This window comes from Nitrobacter sp. MLSD-S21, from assembly GCF_058809865.1.
On the sequence record NZ_JBXASZ010000001.1, the window covers coordinates 377,915 to 394,301 of the forward strand.

Annotated in this window: 17 protein-coding genes and 1 tRNA gene; 16 read left to right on the plus strand and 2 right to left on the minus strand. The window is 59.3% G+C overall.

Annotated elements, in window-relative coordinates:
- Positions 1-48: 48 nt before the first annotated feature.
- Positions 49-348: an HU family DNA-binding protein gene (locus tag AC1RT6_RS01865; protein WP_079446753.1), complete on the minus strand. Its 300-nt coding sequence runs from the start codon at positions 346-348 to the stop codon at positions 49-51.
- 217 nt (positions 349-565) lie between these two features.
- Here AC1RT6_RS01865 and AC1RT6_RS01870 point away from each other — a divergent pair.
- Positions 566-642 (plus strand) — tRNA-Asp (locus AC1RT6_RS01870).
- A 119-nt stretch (positions 643-761) separates the two neighbouring features.
- Here AC1RT6_RS01870 and AC1RT6_RS01875 read toward each other — a convergent pair.
- Positions 762-956 (minus strand): hypothetical protein, encoded by a 195-nt coding sequence (locus AC1RT6_RS01875; protein ID WP_079446688.1) that lies wholly within the window; start codon positions 954-956, stop codon positions 762-764.
- Positions 957-1,273: 317 nt separating this feature from the next.
- Here AC1RT6_RS01875 and AC1RT6_RS01880 point away from each other — a divergent pair, with 317 nt between their 5' ends.
- The 15 genes from AC1RT6_RS01880 to AC1RT6_RS01950 all read left to right on the plus strand — a co-directional run bounded on the left by AC1RT6_RS01880 (position 1,274) and on the right by AC1RT6_RS01950 (position 16,368).
- Positions 1,274-1,639, plus strand: coding sequence for an NADH-quinone oxidoreductase subunit A (locus tag AC1RT6_RS01880; protein ID WP_079446687.1), 366 nt, complete (start codon positions 1,274-1,276; stop codon positions 1,637-1,639).
- Positions 1,609-2,232 carry a NuoB/complex I 20 kDa subunit family protein gene (locus AC1RT6_RS01885; protein WP_087881145.1) on the plus strand — a complete coding sequence of 208 codons (624 nt, stop codon included), beginning with the start codon at positions 1,609-1,611 and terminating at the stop codon, positions 2,230-2,232. The genes AC1RT6_RS01880 and AC1RT6_RS01885 overlap by 31 nt, the downstream gene beginning before the upstream one ends.
- A 141-nt stretch (positions 2,233-2,373) precedes the next feature.
- The gene (locus AC1RT6_RS01890; RefSeq protein ID WP_139372870.1) at positions 2,374-2,979 is read left to right on the plus strand and encodes a hypothetical protein; all 606 of its coding nucleotides are present in this window, start codon (positions 2,374-2,376) and stop codon (positions 2,977-2,979) included.
- A 131-nt stretch (positions 2,980-3,110) separates the two neighbouring features.
- Positions 3,111-3,725 carry an NADH-quinone oxidoreductase subunit C gene (locus tag AC1RT6_RS01895; protein WP_079446683.1) on the plus strand — a complete coding sequence of 205 codons (615 nt, stop codon included), beginning with the start codon at positions 3,111-3,113 and terminating at the stop codon, positions 3,723-3,725.
- Positions 3,725-4,933, plus strand: a complete 1,209-nt coding sequence (locus AC1RT6_RS01900) for an NADH-quinone oxidoreductase subunit D (RefSeq protein ID WP_079446682.1) — start codon at positions 3,725-3,727, stop codon at positions 4,931-4,933. The genes AC1RT6_RS01895 and AC1RT6_RS01900 overlap by 1 nt, the downstream gene beginning before the upstream one ends.
- Positions 4,933-5,895 (plus strand): FkbM family methyltransferase, encoded by a 963-nt coding sequence (locus AC1RT6_RS01905; RefSeq protein ID WP_472791526.1) that lies wholly within the window; start codon positions 4,933-4,935, stop codon positions 5,893-5,895. The genes AC1RT6_RS01900 and AC1RT6_RS01905 overlap by 1 nt, the downstream gene beginning before the upstream one ends.
- Positions 5,896-5,909: 14 nt before the next feature.
- Positions 5,910-6,665, plus strand: coding sequence for an NADH-quinone oxidoreductase subunit NuoE (gene nuoE, locus AC1RT6_RS01910; RefSeq protein ID WP_079446680.1), 756 nt, complete (start codon positions 5,910-5,912; stop codon positions 6,663-6,665).
- Positions 6,665-7,990, plus strand: coding sequence for an NADH-quinone oxidoreductase subunit NuoF (gene nuoF, locus AC1RT6_RS01915; protein WP_079446679.1), 1,326 nt, complete (start codon positions 6,665-6,667; stop codon positions 7,988-7,990). Before nuoE ends, nuoF begins: the two co-directional genes overlap by 1 nt.
- 4 nt (positions 7,991-7,994) lie before the next feature.
- Positions 7,995-10,070, plus strand: coding sequence for an NADH-quinone oxidoreductase subunit NuoG (gene nuoG, locus AC1RT6_RS01920; RefSeq protein WP_079446678.1), 2,076 nt, complete (start codon positions 7,995-7,997; stop codon positions 10,068-10,070).
- A 5-nt stretch (positions 10,071-10,075) separates the two neighbouring features.
- Positions 10,076-11,146, plus strand: coding sequence for an NADH-quinone oxidoreductase subunit NuoH (gene nuoH / locus AC1RT6_RS01925; RefSeq protein ID WP_079446752.1), 1,071 nt, complete (start codon positions 10,076-10,078; stop codon positions 11,144-11,146).
- 8 nt (positions 11,147-11,154) lie between these two features.
- Positions 11,155-11,643, plus strand: a complete 489-nt coding sequence (nuoI, locus tag AC1RT6_RS01930) for an NADH-quinone oxidoreductase subunit NuoI (protein WP_079446677.1) — start codon at positions 11,155-11,157, stop codon at positions 11,641-11,643.
- Positions 11,644-11,763: 120 nt separating this feature from the next.
- The gene (locus AC1RT6_RS01935; RefSeq protein WP_079446676.1) at positions 11,764-12,402 is read left to right on the plus strand and encodes an NADH-quinone oxidoreductase subunit J; all 639 of its coding nucleotides are present in this window, start codon (positions 11,764-11,766) and stop codon (positions 12,400-12,402) included.
- A complete protein-coding gene (gene nuoK, locus AC1RT6_RS01940; RefSeq protein ID WP_079446675.1) occupies positions 12,399-12,707 on the plus strand; it encodes an NADH-quinone oxidoreductase subunit NuoK in 309 nt (102 codons plus the stop codon). Before AC1RT6_RS01935 ends, nuoK begins: the two co-directional genes overlap by 4 nt.
- A gap of 83 nt (positions 12,708-12,790) precedes the next feature.
- Positions 12,791-14,857, plus strand: a complete 2,067-nt coding sequence (gene nuoL, locus AC1RT6_RS01945; protein ID WP_079446674.1) for an NADH-quinone oxidoreductase subunit L — start codon at positions 12,791-12,793, stop codon at positions 14,855-14,857.
- Positions 14,858-14,859: 2 nt separating this feature from the next.
- Positions 14,860-16,368 (plus strand): NADH-quinone oxidoreductase subunit M, encoded by a 1,509-nt coding sequence (locus AC1RT6_RS01950; protein ID WP_079446673.1) that lies wholly within the window; start codon positions 14,860-14,862, stop codon positions 16,366-16,368.
- The last annotated feature ends 19 nt before the right edge of the window (positions 16,369-16,387 follow it).

A 16,387-nucleotide genomic window follows, 5' to 3' on the forward strand; every position in this document is an offset into this window, starting at 1 on the left:
CAAATCCTCGAGCGTTTGAACGGAGCGTCCTGGACCCGGCATTCCTGGTCAGATGGCTTCCTTGAGCTCTTTGGCGGCTCGGAACGCGACCTTCTTGGATGCTTTGATCTGAATTTCCTCGCCGGTGGCCGGGTTGCGTCCCTTGCGGGCGGCGCGTTTGCGGACCTGGAGGATGCCGAGGCCGACGATGCGGATACGATCGCCTTTCTTGAGGTGTTTGGTGATGCGGGTAACCATGTCGGTCAGGATGGCCTCGGAGGCCTTCTTGGACAATTCATGGTCCTCGGCCAACGCTGCCGCGAGATGTTTCAGGGTCACGGTGCTCGGGGTCGCTGCCTTCTTCGCCATAATATAGCTCTCCTCGTCATTGCCAGCGTCGAAAAGCAAGGCGTATCAGCCCTTGTTTGATTCGGGGAGATGCCACTCGCGCCATTTTGCCTGCAAATAGCTGATTTTTTGCACCGACCCCTCAAAAAGCCTGATAGCAAAGGAGATCTGCAACTGCCTTGACTTGGAAAGGCCCCCCCTTTAAGCCGTCACCCCTATGCGCGGATAAACGGTTTCCGCGGGAGTAGCTCAGTTGGTTAGAGCGCCGCCCTGTCACGGCGGAGGCCGCGGGTTCGAGTCCCGTCTCTCGCGCCATTTGGCGTGATCTCAGCTTCGGGTTTTGACGAGGGCTCGCAGCTCGGACCGGTTCCAGCCAGCGGTTGCCTCAATGAGCGCCACCAGATGGCGCTTCGGTCACCGGCGCGAAATCAGGATCATCTTACGAGCGATGGTTCCGAGCTGGATACCATCGTTGGTTGTCCGGCCTTGATCACGTGAGCAGTCTGGACGAAGTCGGTGCTTGGGCGACGGGAAGTCCCGAAAGTCGTCAATACGGCACCCGCGACAAGCGCGACAATCACGATCTTCAGGTGGGTGGCGCGATCTGCGCTCTGGATCGAATGGTTCATGGTTTGCCTCCCGCCTCGTCACAACTCGTGGTCCGTAGGCAAGAGCAATAAAACCAGTTTGTTTCAGCGCGGCTCGCGGCACTCCCGAAATGATTTCATTGGGTCTGATTTTTCGGGCCGTGGTTCGGCGGGTGAGCGAGGAGCAGGTTGACCGCCCGGCCGCGGTCCTGGCTCCGATGTCAAGTCGCAAAATCTCCGTCCCGGGTGCGTCAAATTAGGCTATCTTGCCACCCCTGTTTTGCTAGGCTAAAGCCTCTCAAAAGTTCCAATATCTAAACAAATCTGCGGGTAAAGCATCGCAGCGAGGGGAAGCGCCCATGAGCGGCATTTTGCAGAACTATCTTCCGCTTGTGGTGTTTATCGGGATAGCGGGTGTGATCGGCGCCGTGCTCCTGATCGCTCCATTTATCGTCGCATACAAGCAGCCGGACCCGGAAAAGCTTTCCGCTTATGAGTGCGGATTTAACGCATTCGACGATGCCCGGATGAAGTTCGACGTCAGGTTTTATTTGGTCGCTATTCTTTTCATCATTTTTGACCTTGAAGTCGCGTTTCTCTTTCCTTGGGCGGTCACGTTCGGCAAGCTCGGCGTGACAGGCTTCTGGTCGATGATCGTGTTTCTAGGGGTGCTGACGGTCGGTTTTGCCTACGAATGGAAGAAAGGCGCTCTCGAATGGGATTGAACTCTCCCACGGCAAAGGTCGCCTACGCCGGCAGCCCTCTCTCGGCTCCGTCGGGAGGCTCGATTTTGGACCCCAGCACCGGCCGGCCCGTCGGTGCCAGCGATCCGTACTTTCTCGAGGTTAATCACGAATTGTCGGACAAAGGTTTCTTTGTCGCCGCGGCCGACGATCTCATCACCTGGGCGCGTACCGGTTCGCTGATGTGGATGACCTTCGGCCTGGCCTGCTGCGCGGTCGAGATGATGCAGGTCTCGATGCCGCGTTATGACGTCGAGCGCTTTGGCTTCGCGCCGCGTGCATCGCCGCGGCAATCGGACGTGATGATCGTCGCCGGAACGCTGACCAACAAGATGGCGCCCGCGCTGCGCAAGGTCTACGACCAGATGCCGGAACCGCGTTATGTCATCTCGATGGGATCGTGCGCCAACGGCGGCGGTTACTATCATTATTCCTATTCGGTGGTGCGGGGTTGCGATCGCATCGTGCCGGTCGATATCTACGTGCCGGGCTGTCCGCCTACGGCCGAAGCACTTCTCTACGGCATTCTTCTCCTGCAGAAGAAGATCCGAAGAGTTGGAACTATTGAACGCTAAACCCTCGGACCGCGCCAAGGTGAGATGCTGAAAATGGGTCTATTCGGGTGGCTTCGAGGTTCGTCCGCAAGACAGACGCGACTGTTCGGTCCAACGAGCGAGGGACTTTACGGTGCGCTTCCAAAGGGCGCTCGATGGACTTTGGGATCAGATCCAGCGGCAAGTCCTTCTCTCTTCGTTCCAGAGCCAGGCGAACTGGCGTTCGATATTGTCGAGTGCGAATGGGATGAAAAAATTTTTAAGGCGGTTGTTGTAGCAAACTGTGGTGAACGGGTCGTTGGCTTTGCGCTTGTGCTTCCTGTTTCGGACGGCACAATAACGGATGGGGTGGATAAAATTAGTGCTGGCTTCAACGGGCAGCCTGTTTTGCACGACCGGCACGAATGGATCATTCCGAGAGGACATCCCACACGGATTGCCACTTTCGTGTCTTTGGGCGAGCCGACGAACAATCTTGTGCGATTGTTCGAAGAGTGCTTTGGCATGCCGGCCACCGATCGCCCGGCTGCCCCGGACTTTATGTGTGATATGGTCGTCCTGCGTGGTTTGATCGTGCCCGAGAGCGGCCGGATGACCGCAAGATGCAAAGTGTTCCTACGTACTTCGGATGCCGAGGATGAGACGTACGCGGAATTCTTTTTGAGCATAAACACACTGGAGAAGGCAATTTGGGTCTCGGAGAAGGCGGCAGAATACAGGGCGCCAATCATTGGGTGGGCCACCAGTGAAATCCAGCGACCTCAGTAACGCGGTGGAAATGGGATGCAATCTTGCAACGATCTTCAAGGACATGCCAGCTTGACGGCTAAGGTTATGGTTTTGACGCGTAATCCCATTCTGTCCGGGCGGCAGGCCGCCTTTGAAGTGCGGAGTCATGGATGACCGATCTCTCCGAACTCGGTCAGATGATCGTCGCCACGCTTCCGGGCGCGGCCACGGATCATTCCGTGTCGTTCGGTCAACTGACCGTGACGGTTGAGGCGGCGAAGATTGTCGAGGTCGCCCGCTTCATCCGCGACGACCAGCGCTGCCGCTTCGTCAACTTCATCGACGTGACCGCGGTCGACTATCCCGGCCGTGAGAAGCGCTTTGATGTGGTCTATCATTTCCTGTCGCCGACGCTGAACGCGCGCATCCGCTTGCGTGCTCACGCTTCGGAGACCACCCAGGTTCCCTCGTTGATCGACGTGTTTCCCGGCGCGGACTGGTTCGAACGGGAGGCCTACGACCTTTACGGCGTGATCTTCACTGGCCATCCCGACATGCGGCGTTTGTTGACCGATTATGGATTCGACGGACATCCGCTGCGAAAGGATTTTCCGCTGACGGGCTTCGTCGAGGTGCGTTACGACGACGCCGAGAAACGGGTCGTGTACGAGCCCGTGCGTCTCAACCAAGAATTTCGCAAGTTCGATTTCATGTCACCTTGGGAGGGCGCTGACTATCAGTTGCCGGGTGATGAGAAGGCGACGGGCGGCAAGGCGGGTAGCTGATGACGGAAGCACTTGGTGCCGTAACTCCCGGTATGCGTAACTTCACCATCAATTTCGGCCCGCAGCATCCGGCGGCCCACGGCGTTTTGCGCTTGGTGCTGGAGTTGGATGGCGAGGTGGTCGAGCGCGTCGATCCGCACATTGGCCTGCTTCACCGCGGCACCGAGAAGCTGATCGAGCAAAAGACCTATCTTCAGGCGATCCCGTACTTCGATCGGCTCGATTACGTCGCGCCGATGAATCAGGAGCACGCGTTTTGTCTCGCGGCCGAGAGACTGCTTGGGATCGCAGTGCCGCGACGCGGCCAGTTGATCCGGGTGCTCTATTGCGAGATCGGACGCATTCTTTCGCATCTCCTCAACGTCACCACGCAGGCGATGGATGTCGGCGCGCTGACCCCGCCACTGTGGGGTTTTGAGGAACGTGAGAAGCTCATGCTCTTCTACGAGCGCGCGTCCGGCTCGCGGATGCATGCCGCGTATTTCCGCATTGGCGGGGTGCATCAGGATCTGCCGCCAAAGCTGATCGATGACATCGACGCCTGGTGCGATCCGTTCCTCCAGGTTGTCGCCGACCTCGACAGGCTGTTGACCGCCAATCGCATCTTCAAGCAGCGCAACGTCGATATCGGTGTGGTGACGTTGAAGCAGGCCTGGGAATGGGGCTTTTCCGGCGTCATGGTTCGCGGCTCCGGAGCGGCCTGGGATTTGCGCAAGGCGCAGCCCTACGAATGCTACGCCGAAATGGACTTCGATATTCCAATCGGAAAGAACGGCGACTGCTACGATCGCTATCTCATTCGCATGGAAGAGATGCGGCAGTCGGTTCGCATCATGAAGCAGTGTATCGCCAAGCTGCGCGCTCCTGACGGGCAGGGACCGGTAGCGGTCGAAGACAACAAGATTTTCCCGCCCCGTCGCGGCGAGATGAAGCGCTCGATGGAAGCTTTGATCCATCACTTCAAGCTTTACACCGAGGGTTTCCACGTTCCGGCAGGTGAGATCTATGCGGCCGTGGAAGCGCCCAAGGGAGAGTTCGGCGTCTACCTCGTCTCCGACGGCAGCAACAAGCCCTACAAGTGCAAGATCCGCGCGCCGGGTTTTGCGCATCTGCAAGCGATGGATTTCATCTGCAGGGGGCACCTGCTAGCGGATGTGTCCGCTATTCTCGGTTCGCTTGACATCGTGTTCGGAGAGGTTGACCGGTGATCGCACAGCCGCCGATCCAATTCGACCGAACCTCCGGCGTTCTTCAGGGAGCGAACGCCTGGGAGCGCGTGGCTGCGCTGGCGCTGGTGGCTGGCTCCAAGGTGTCGTCGCTGTTCTCGCATCGCGGCTATAACAGCTGCGCCAACCTGCTGCGCAAAACCTTGCCGGAGCGGGATATCGCCGTCAGGCTCAATCCCGATGCTACGTTCGCGTTTCCCTATGGCGACGGCTATTGGAGCAAGCTGCTCAATCGCTCCTTCAAGTATGAAGACGAACTTGAGTTGCTGTTTCGCGATTCCGCAGACGTCGATTACACGCTGCTCGATTGCGGCGCTAACTACGGTTACTGGTCGGTGCTGGTGTCCAGCAAGCCGTTCGGATCACGCAAGGCGATCGCGATTGAGCCGTCGTCCAAGAATTTCGCCAGGCTTTCGAACAATGCAAAGATCAATGGCAGTCGCTTCGAGGTGATGCAGAGCGCCATTGGCGCGACGCGCGGCACCGCGCGCCTGTCCGGCACCAAGCACGAGGCCTTCAGCATCGCCGGCGGCGCGGATGCCGGCGGCGAAGTTGTGCCAGTGGTGACGCTAGATAATCTACTCGATGACGGCAAGATTTCACCTGACGGCAAGTACCTCATCAAGCTTGACGTCGAAGGCGTTGAGATCGAAGCCATCAAGGGCGGCACCCGCGTGCTGCAGGGTGATGCCGTGATCCTATGCGAGGAACACGGCAACGACCGAAATCACACCGTATCGCGCTATATTCTTGAGCAGACGCCGCTAGATCTGATCGTGCACGATCCGGCCAGTGATCGTTTCGAGACGTTAACCGAACTTTCCATTTTGGACCGCCTCAAGGTTGCCTCCCACGTTGGATACAACGTGTTCGGAACCTCGAGCGCATTCTGGAAAGATCGTTTTCGTCGCCTGAACGCGACCGCGTCGCAACGTGTTCATTGAGAGACTAGAGTACGATGTCCGTTCGCCGCCTGGCACCGAAAGAACAACAGCCCGAGTGTTTCGCCTTCAGCGAGGAAAACCTCGCATGGGCCAAAAAGCAGATCGCGCAATATCCGGAGGGCCGCGAAGCCTCCGCATCCATCGCTATCTTGTGGCGCGCGCAGGAGCAGAATGGCGGCTGGATCTCCGAGGCAGCTATCCGCGTCGTCGCTGACATGCTCGACATGCCCTACATCCGGATGCTGGAAATCGCGACCTTCTACACGATGTTCCAGTTGCAACCGGTCGGCAAAAAGGCTCACATTCAGGTCTGCGGCACCACGCCTTGCCGGCTGCGGGGCGCTGAGGACATTCTCGCCGTCTGCAAAAGCCGCATCCATCACGAGCCGTTTCATCTTTCGAAGGATGGCGACTTCTCGTGGGAAGAGGTCGAGTGCCTCGGTGCCTGCGTCAACGCGCCGATGGTATTGATCTGGAAGGACACTTACGAAGATTTGACGAAGGAGAACTTCGGCAAGGTGCTGGACGGGTTTGCCTCGGGCCAGCCGCCGAAGCCCGGTCCTCAGATCGACCGCCAGTTTTCCGCGCCGGTCGGCGGTCCGACCACATTGAATACGGCGGCTGCGAAAGGCGAGGGAAGATCGCGCGGCGGTGTTCAGCCGGCATTGACGGATGCGGACGCCAAGAAGCCGACCGATTCCGCGAGCCGGCGGGAAAGCCCTGCGCCGAAGCCGCCCGCCGATGACGCGACCAAAAAGGGCAAGACCTGATGCTCGACGACAAGGATCGCATCTTCCGAAATCTCTATGGTCTCGATGACTGGCGGCTGGCCGGCGCGCGCCGCCGTGGTGCGTGGGACGGCACCAAAGCGATCGTCAACAAGGGCCGCGACTGGATCGTCAGTGAGATGAAGGCCTCGGGCCTGCGTGGCCGCGGCGGGGCCGGATTCCCGACCGGCATGAAATGGTCCTTCATGCCGAAGGACAACGCCGACGGCCGCCCGAGCTATCTCGTCGTCAATGCCGACGAGTCCGAGCCCGGCACCTGCAAGGACCGCGAGATCATGCGGCACGATCCGCATCTGCTGATCGAAGGTTGCCTTTTGGCTGGCGTCGGCATGGGTGCCCATGCTGGCTATATTTACATTCGCGGTGAATTCATCCGCGAGCGCGAACATCTTCAGGCCGCCATCGACGAGGCCTACGAGGCCCGGCTGATCGGCAAGGATAACATTCATGGCTTCCCGTTTGATCTCTACGTCGCACATGGTGCAGGGGCCTACATCTGCGGCGAGGAGACGGCGCTGCTGGAGAGCCTCGAAGGCAAGAAGGGTCAGCCTCGGCTGAAGCCGCCGTTTCCGGCCAATGTCGGTCTTTACGGTTGCCCAACCACGGTGAACAACGTCGAGTCGATCGCGGTGGCGCCGGATATCCTGCGCCGCGGCGCGGCCTGGTTCGCCGCCATCGGCCGACCCAACAATGTCGGCACCAAGCTGTTTTGTGTTTCGGGCCACGTCGAGCGCCCCTGCAATGTCGAAGAGGCGATGGGGATCACGTTCCGCGAATTGATCGATACCCATTGCGGTGGCATCCGCGGCGGCTGGAACAATCTCAAGGCAGTCATTCCGGGCGGCTCGTCGGTGCGCATGGTGCCGGCTGAGCAGATCATCGATACGCCGATGGATTTCGACAGCCTCAGCAAGCTGCGTTCCGGCCTCGGCACCGCGGCGGTCATCGTCATGGACAAGTCGACCGACTTGATCCGGGCGATCGCGCGCATTTCCTATTTCTACAAGCACGAGAGCTGCGGCCAGTGTACGCCGTGCCGGGAAGGGACCGGCTGGATGTGGCGGGTGCTGACCAGGATGGCCGAAGGTCGCGCTCACAAGCGCGAGATCGACATGCTGCTCGAAGTCACCAAGCAGGTCGAGGGTCACACCATCTGCGCGCTGGGTGATGCGGCGGCCTGGCCGATTCAGGGTCTCATCGCGCATTTCCGGCACGAAATCGAGGCGCGCATCGACCAGTATTCGCACAAGGCCGACCGCGACGATCAGGGCATCCTCGATCCCGCCCATATGGTTGCGGCGGAGTAGAGCCATGACGAAGCTTATCATCGACGGCAAAGAGATCGACGTGCCGGCAGAGTATACGCTCTTGCAGGCGTGCGAGGCCGCCGGCGCCGAGATTCCACGCTTCTGCTATCATGAGAGGCTGTCGATCGCCGGCAACTGCCGGATGTGCCTTGTCGAAGTGAAGGGTGGTCCGAAGCCGGTCGCGAGTTGCGCCTGGGGCGTACGCGATTGCCGTCCCGGTCCCAACGGTGAACCGCCGCAAATCTCCACGCGATCACCGATGGTGAAGAAGGCGCGCGAAGGCGTGATGGAGTTCCTGCTGATCAACCATCCGCTTGACTGTCCGATCTGCGATCAGGGCGGCGAGTGCGATTTGCAAGATCAAGCGATGGGGTACGGCGTCGATACTTCGCGTTTCGCCGAGAACAAACGCGCGGTCGAAGACAAGTATCTCGGTGCACTGGTCAAGACTTCGATGAACCGTTGCATCCAGTGTACGCGCTGCGTCCGCTTCTCCGCCGAGATATGCGGCGCGCCGGAAATGGGCGCGACCGGCCGCGGCGAGGACATGGAGATCACGACCTACCTCGAAAGTGCGCTCACGTCGGAATTGCAAGGCAACCTCGTCGATATCTGTCCGGTCGGCGCGTTGACATCGAAGCCCTACGCATTCGCCGCCCGACCATGGGAGCTCGGAAAGACTCAATCCATTGACGTCATGGACGCGGTTGGCTCAGCCATCCGCGTCGATACGCGCGGACGCGAGGTGATGCGCATCTTGCCCCGCTTCAACGGTGCCGTGAACGAGGAGTGGATCTCGGACAAGACCCGCCACATCGTCGACGGGCTTCGCACCCAGCGGCTCGATCGCCCCTACATTCGCGAGAACGGCGCGTTGCGCCCGGCCTCGTGGCCGGAAGCATTCAAGGCGATTGCTGCGAAGGTGAAGGGGACCGACGGAAAGCGGATCGGCGCGGTTGCCGGCGATCTTGCTGCTGTCGAGGAATTGTTCGCGCTTAAGGATCTGCTGTCAAAACTCGGCTCGGTCAACATGGCGGTGCAGGGAGGCGACGCCTTCAATCCCGCGCGGGGGCGGGCGTCCTACATCTTTAACCCGACCATCGCCGGCATCGAGCAGGCCGACGCGCTGCTGATCGTCGGGTCCAACCCGCGCAAGGAAGCGGCGATCCTCAACGCGCGCATCCGCAAGCGCTGGCGGACGGGTCAGCTCAAGATAGGTGTGATCGGAGAGCGAGCCGATCTGACCTACGAGTATGACTATCTCGGCGCCGGCGCAGATTCGCTTGCGGACCTCGCTGCGGGGAAGAACAAGTTCCTCGATGCACTAAAGGGCGCCAATTATCCGATCGTACTGGTCGGCGGTGCTGCAACGTCCCGGCCTGACGGCGCGGCAATTCTCGCGGCAGCGGCCAAACTTGCCGTTGATATCGGTGGGCTGAATGACGACTGGAACGGATTTGCCGTTCTTCACGATGCGGCGTCGCGGGTAGGCGCGCTGGACCTCGGCTTCGTGCCGGGGAAGGGTGGTTTGAACGCAGGGCGGATGACCGCGCCGGGCGGGCTCGACGTTTTGTTTTCGCTCGGCGCAGACGAGATCAAAGTGCCGGACGGGGTATTCGTCGTCTATATCGGAACACACGGCGATGCCGGCGCTCACCGCGCGGACGTCATTTTGCCAGGCGCAGCCTACACCGAAAAGACCGGCATTTATGTCAACACGGAAGGCCGGGTCCAGATGGCGAACCGGGCGAGCTTCCCGCCCGGCGAGGCGCGAGAGGACTGGGCGATCATTCGTGCGCTGTCCGAAATGCTAGGCAAGACCCTGGGTTATGACTCGCTGGCCGCCCTGCGGCAGGCGATGTTCAAGACAGTGCCGCATCTGATGCGGATCGACCAGATCGAGGCCGGCGATATCCGCGCGATCAAAGATCTGGTGGGCAAGGGCGGCAGTATCGAGAAGTCGCCGTTCAAGCCTGCGATTGACGACTATTATCTGACCAACCCGATCGCGCGGGCCTCGGCCGTGATGGCCGAATGCTCGCGGCTTGCGTCGGGTCGTATGCTGACGGCAGCGGAGTAAGCGTGATGGCCGATTTCTTCGCAATGCCATTATGGACGGACTTTCTCTGGCCCCTGATCGTGATGGTGGCGCAGAGCCTGCTGCTGCTCGTCGTTCTGCTGATAGCAATCGCCTACATTCTGCTCGCCGACCGAAAAATCTGGGCCGCGGTGCAGATCCGGCGAGGTCCCAATGTTGTCGGACCGTGGGGTCTGTTTCAGTCGTTCGCCGATCTTCTGAAATTTGTGCTGAAGGAACCGATTATTCCCTCCGGCGCCAACAAGGGCGTGTTCCTTCTGGCGCCGCTGGTCTCCTGCGTGCTGGCGCTGGCGGCGTGGGCGGTGATCCCGGTCAATCTGAACTGGGTCATTTCCGACATCAATGTCGGGATTCTCTACATCTTCGCGATCTCGTCGCTGTCGATTTACGGCATCATCATGGGCGGCTGGGCGTCGAACTCGAAATATCCGTTTCTCGCCGCTTTGCGTTCGGCGGCGCAGATGGTCTCCTACGAGGTATCGATCGGCTTCGTCATCATCACGGTTTTGCTTTGCGCAGGTTCACTGAACCTCTCTGCCATCGTCGAGGCGCAGCATACCCGCGGGTTGGCTAGTCTGATCGGACTGCCGTGGCTGACGTTTCTGAACTGGTACTGGCTGCCGCTGCTGCCGATGTTTGTAGTGTTTTACGTTTCGGCTCTGGCCGAGACCAATCGCCCGCCGTTCGATCTCGTCGAGGCGGAATCCGAACTCGTCGCGGGCTTCATGGTCGAGTACGGCTCGACGCCGTATCTGTTGTTCATGCTCGGCGAGTACGTCGCGATCACCACCATGTGCGCGATGGGTGCGATCCTTTTCATGGGCGGCTGGCTGCCGCCGGTCGACTTGCCACCGTTCAACTGGGTGCCTGGCGTCATCTGGTTCTCACTGAAACTGTTCTTCATGTTCTTCCTGTTCGCGATGGCGAAGGCGATCGTGCCGCGCTACCGCTATGATCAACTGATGCGGCTCGGCTGGAAGGTGTTTCTGCCGCTGTCGCTGGCGATGGTGGTGATCGTAGCCGGCGTGTTGCAGTTCGCTGGCATCGCGCCGAATTGAGATTTGTCATGAGTATCAATGCAACAGCCCGTTCGCTCCTGCTGACCGAATTCATCTCGGCGTTTTTCCTCACTATGAGGTATTTCTTCAAACCGAAGCCGACCATCAACTATCCCTTCGAGAAGAATCCGATCTCGCCACGCTTCCGCGGTGAGCACGCGCTGCGCCGTTATCCAAACGGCGAGGAGCGTTGCATCGCCTGCAAGCTGTGCGAGGCGATCTGCCCTGCGCAGGCCATTACCATCGAGGCCGGTCCGCGCCGCAACGACGGCACCCGCCGCACAGTGCGGTACGACATCGATATGGTGAAATGCATCTATTGCGGGTTGTGCCAGGAGGCCTGTCCGGTCGATGCGATCGTCGAAGGGCCGAATTTTGAATTCGCGACCGAGACCCGCGAGGAGCTTTATTATGACAAGGCCAAGCTGCTCGCCAACGGCGACCGCTGGGAACGCGAGATCGCGAAAGCGATCGAACTTGACGCGCCGTATCGGTAAGGTGGGTATGTTCAATCGCATTGTAGTATGGGGCGTTGCCTCCGTTCTCCCGCCCCGACAAGGGGGGAGGGGGTGTGTTCTCCGCGTGGCAAGGTTGCAACTGGCTGGCGGAGGTATCGCATGATCCTTCCAGCGCTGTTCTTCTATCTGTTCGCCGGCGTGTGCGTTGCATCTGCCGCGATGGTCATTTCGTCGCGCAATCCCGTGCACTCGGTGCTGTTCCTCATTCTGGCGTTCGTCAACGCCGCCGGTCTGTTCATCCTGTTAGGCGCGGAATTTATCGCGATGATCCTCATCGTGGTCTATGTCGGCGCGGTCGCGGTGTTGTTCCTCTTCGTCATCATGATGCTGGACGTCGACTTCGCCGAATTACGAGAGGGCTTTCTTGAATATTTGCCGTTCGGTTTGGTGATCGCAGCGATCTTTTTGCTGGAACTGCTGCTCGTTGTTGGGGGCTGGACCCTCAATCCGACGGTCACGAAATCGATCACGGCGGCCATTCCGGGCGACGTCAGCAACACCGAGGCGCTCGGTCTCGTGCTCTACACGAAGTACATTCATTATTTCCAGCTCGCCGGCATGGTGTTGCTGGTGGCCATGATCGGCGCCATCGTCCTGACGCTGCGACACAGGGCCAGCGTCAAGCGTCAGGATATCAATGTCCAGAACGCGCGGACTCCCGAGATGGCTATGGGCGTGCGCCAGGTTGCCTCGGGGCAGGGATTGCAGGACGCTGACTCAGCGGAGTGGGTGAAATGACAATCGGCCTCGGACACTATCTGGCGGTTGGCGCGATCCTTTTCACGCTGGGGACTCTCGGCATCTTTCTCAATCGCAAGAACATCATCATCATCCTGATGTCGGTGGAATTGATTTTGCTGGCCGTCAATATCAACCTGGTGGCTTTTTCGGCGTTTTTGGGCGACATCGTTGGACAGGTGTTTACGCTACTAGTGCTCACGGTTGCCGCGGCCGAGGCGGCGATCGGCCTTGCTGTTCTCGTTGTGTATTACCGCAACCGCGGTTCGATCGCGGTTGAGGACGTCAATCTGATGAAGGGCTGAAGCATGATCCGGAAAAGTGAGGACCGGCTTTCTCCGGCCAATGGATGCATTGGTTGCGAGATCATGCTTCGTGAGGTGGATGCATGATCGAGGCAATCGTCTTCTTGCCGCTGATCGGCGCGATCCTCGCCGCGCTGATTGCATTGGTGGGCGCGCATGGGCGCAATCCCAGCGGTGATTCAGTCGATCATCACGACGACCATGGTCATGCTCACGCGGCTGCTGCGCATGATGAACATGGGCACGGTGACGCCCACGGTCACGACGACCATCATGTCAGCGAGCCTCCGGCTGCTGGATCGCGCGCCGCCGAACTGATCACGACCGCGTTTTTGATTGCATCGGCAGTCCTGTCATGGGTGACGCTGGTCGATGTCGGCTTCATGCATCATGACGCACGGATTGCGCTCTTCTCCTGGATTTCCTCCGGCGATCTTCAGGTGGGTTGGTCGTTACGGGTGGATACGCTGACGGCGGTGATGCTCGTTGTCGTCACCACGGTGTCGTCGCTGGTGCACTTCTATTCCATCGGCTACATGGACGAGGATCCCAACCGGCCGCGATTTTTCGGCTATCTGTCGCTGTTCACCTTCGCGATGCTGATGCTGGTGACGTCGGACAACCTGGTCCAACTGTTCTTCGGTTGGGAAGGCGTCGGTCTCGCTAGCTATCTGCTGATTGGATTCTGGTATCAGAAGCCGTCGGCTAATGCGGCGGCGATCAAGGCGTTCGTGGTCAACCGTGTCGGAGACTTCGGCTTTTCGCTCGGCATTTTCGCGGTGTTCATGCTGATCGGTTCGACTGATTTCGACACTATCTTCAACGCGGCGCCGGGCTTGGCCGGGACGAAGGTTCACTTCCTTGCCTGGGACGTCAACGCCCTGACTTTAATCTGCCTGTTGTTGTTCATGGGCGCCATGGGCAAGTCGGCCCAGTTCCTGTTACACACCTGGCTGCCCGACGCCATGGAAGGACCAACACCAGTATCGGCACTAATTCACGCAGCGACCATGGTGACGGCGGGGGTGTTCATGGTGGCGCGGCTGTCGCCCCTGTTTGAACTGGCGCCGGATGCGCAGGCTTTCGTGATGTTCATCGGTGCGACCACGGCGATCTTCGCGGCGACGGTCGGTCTCGTGCAAAACGACATCAAGCGCATCGTGGCGTATTCGACCTGCTCGCAGCTCGGCTACATGTTCGTGGCAATGGGAGCAGGAGCCTACACCGTTGGAATGTTCCACCTGTTCACTCACGCCTTCTTCAAGGCGCTGCTGTTCTTGGGTTCGGGATCGGTGATTTATGCGATGCATCATGAGCAGGACATCCGCAATATGGGTGGTCTGAAGGATCGCATTCCTTATACCTACTTCGTGATGGTGATCGGTACGCTGGCGCTGACAGGATTTCCGCTGACGGCGGGTTATTTTTCAAAGGACGCGATTATCGAATCCGCCTATGTGTCTCACAACCCCTTCGCGTACTACGGTTTCCTCATGACCGTGGTTGCTGCCGGCCTGACCTCCTTCTATTCGTGGAGGTTGATCTTCAAGACCTTCCACGGCCGGCCTCACGATCAGGCGCACTATAAGGCTGCGCATGAAAGCCCGATCTGGATGCTAATTCCGATCGGAATTCTTGCCGCGGGCTCGATCCTCGCAGGCTTTCCCTTCAAGGAACTATTCACCGGGCACGGGGTCGAAGAGTTCTTCCGGGAATCCGTGAAGATGCATCCGCACATCCTTGAGGAAATGCACCATATTCCAAAGGCAATCGCCTACCTGCCGACGGCGATGATGATTTTGGGGTTTGCGGTGGCGTGGCTGTTCTATATCCGTCGCCCCGACGTGCCGGTCCAACTGGCCCGTGAACACCCGATGCTCTACCAGTTTCTGCTCAATAAGTGGTACTTCGACGAGCTCTATGAGGTGATCTTCGTGCGTCCGGCGAAGTGGCTTGGTCGCTTTCTGTGGAAGAAGGGCGACGGCTTCGTCATTGACGGATTTGGCCCCGATGGTGTCTCGGCGGGGGTGCTTGATGTCACCCGCAATGTCGTCAGGCTACAGACCGGCTACCTTTATCACTATGCGTTCGCAATGCTGATGGGCGTCGCCGGCCTGATCACCTGGTTCATGTTCTCGGGAGGCCGGTAGGAATGACGACCTGGCCCATTCTGTCTGTCACGACCTTTCTGCCGGCGGTCGGCGCGGTTCTGATTTACGTGATGGCTCGTGGCAGCGACGAAGCCGCCAACCGCACCGCGCGCTGGATTGCGCTGTGGACGACGATCGTCACCCTCGCGGTGTCGCTGATCCTGGTTGCGCGCTTCGATCCAACCGATACGGGATTCCAGTTCGTCGAGCAGGCGACCTGGCTTGCCACCGGCATTCGCTACCACATGGGCGTCGATGGCATCTCGCTGCCGTTCGTCATTCTCACCACGGCGTTGATGCCGCTATGCATCATCGCAAGCTGGAAATCGATTACCCGTCGCGTGCCTGCCTACATGATGGCGTTTCTGCTTCTGGAAACGCTGATGACCGGCACGTTCTCGGCGCTCGACCTGCTGCTGTTCTACGTATTCTTTGAAGGCGGCCTCATCCCGATGTTCCTGATCATCGGGATCTGGGGCGGTCCGCGTCGGGTCTATGCCACCTTCAAGTTCTTCCTCTATACGCTGCTCGGCTCGGTTCTGATGCTACTGGCCATCATGGCGCTCTACTGGAATGCCGGAACGACTGACATTCCGACGCTGATGCGCACATCCGTTCCGTACAATCTGCAGATGTGGGCGTGGCTTGCCTTCTTTGCATCTTTCGCGGTCAAGATGCCGATGTGGCCCGTGCACACCTGGCTTCCGGATGCACATGTCGAAGCACCCACGGCGGGATCGGTGATCCTTGCAGCTATTTTGCTGAAGATGGGGGGCTACGGCTTCCTGCGCTTTTCGCTGCCGATGTTTCCGCTTGCGTCGCATGACTTCGCGCCGCTGGTCTTCGTTCTCTCCGCTGTCGCGATCGTCTACACCTCGTTGGTGGCCCTGATGCAGGAGGACATGAAGAAGCTGATTGCTTATTCGTCGGTAGCTCACATGGGATTCGTGACCATGGGAATTTTTGCCGGCACCATGCAAGGGGTTCACGGCGGCGTATTCCAGATGGTGTCGCACGGGATCGTGTCGGGCGCGCTGTTTCTCTGTGTCGGTGTGGTTTATGACCGAATGCACACGCGCGAGATCGCGTCCTATGGCGGGCTCGTCAACCGGATGCCACTTTATGCGATGGTGTTTCTCGTCTTCACGATGGCCAATGTCGGACTGCCCGGAACGTCCGGATTTGTCGGGGAATTCCTTGCGCTGATCGGCACCTTCAAGGTCAACATTCCCACAGCGGTCGCGGCAACGCTCGGCGTGATCCTGTCAGCAGCCTACGCTTTGTGGCTCTATCGCAAGATCGTGTTCGGGGCGCTGGTCAAACCGTCGCTTGCGACCATTAAGGATCTTACTTTCCGCGAGGGCCTGACGCTGGCGCCGCTTGTGGTGCTAACGATCCTGTTCGGCGTTTATCCGAAGCCGGTGCTCGATTTCTCGGCGGCTTCCGTACAAAATCTTGTCAACAATTACGCAAGCGCGACCGCCGCCATCAAGGCTGCGGCGCTGCCATGATCGCGGCAGGTCAGGGATG

Excerpts from the sequence above, each read along its gene's own strand:
- nuoG (WP_079446678.1), top strand. The coding sequence starts at position 7,995 with ATGACGAAGCTTATCATCGACGGCAAAGAGATCGACGTGCCGGCAGAG.
- AC1RT6_RS01935 (WP_079446676.1), top strand. The coding sequence starts at position 11,764 with ATGATCCTTCCAGCGCTGTTCTTCTATCTGTTCGCCGGCGTGTGCGTT.
- AC1RT6_RS01950 (WP_079446673.1), top strand. The coding sequence starts at position 14,860 with ATGACGACCTGGCCCATTCTGTCTGTCACGACCTTTCTGCCGGCGGTC.
- AC1RT6_RS01865 (WP_079446753.1), bottom strand. The coding sequence starts at position 348 with ATGGCGAAGAAGGCAGCGACCCCGAGCACCGTGACCCTGAAACATCTC.
- nuoE (WP_079446680.1), top strand. The coding sequence starts at position 5,910 with ATGTCCGTTCGCCGCCTGGCACCGAAAGAACAACAGCCCGAGTGTTTC.
- nuoK (WP_079446675.1), top strand. The coding sequence starts at position 12,399 with ATGACAATCGGCCTCGGACACTATCTGGCGGTTGGCGCGATCCTTTTC.
- nuoH (WP_079446752.1), top strand. The coding sequence starts at position 10,076 with ATGGCCGATTTCTTCGCAATGCCATTATGGACGGACTTTCTCTGGCCC.
- AC1RT6_RS01875 (WP_079446688.1), bottom strand. The coding sequence starts at position 956 with ATGAACCATTCGATCCAGAGCGCAGATCGCGCCACCCACCTGAAGATC.
- nuoL (WP_079446674.1), top strand. The coding sequence starts at position 12,791 with ATGATCGAGGCAATCGTCTTCTTGCCGCTGATCGGCGCGATCCTCGCC.
- nuoF (WP_079446679.1), top strand. The coding sequence starts at position 6,665 with ATGCTCGACGACAAGGATCGCATCTTCCGAAATCTCTATGGTCTCGAT.
- AC1RT6_RS01895 (WP_079446683.1), top strand. The coding sequence starts at position 3,111 with ATGACCGATCTCTCCGAACTCGGTCAGATGATCGTCGCCACGCTTCCG.
- nuoI (WP_079446677.1), top strand. The coding sequence starts at position 11,155 with ATGAGTATCAATGCAACAGCCCGTTCGCTCCTGCTGACCGAATTCATC.
- AC1RT6_RS01885 (WP_087881145.1), top strand. The coding sequence starts at position 1,609 with ATGGAAGAAAGGCGCTCTCGAATGGGATTGAACTCTCCCACGGCAAAG.
- AC1RT6_RS01880 (WP_079446687.1), top strand. The coding sequence starts at position 1,274 with ATGAGCGGCATTTTGCAGAACTATCTTCCGCTTGTGGTGTTTATCGGG.
- AC1RT6_RS01900 (WP_079446682.1), top strand. The coding sequence starts at position 3,725 with ATGACGGAAGCACTTGGTGCCGTAACTCCCGGTATGCGTAACTTCACC.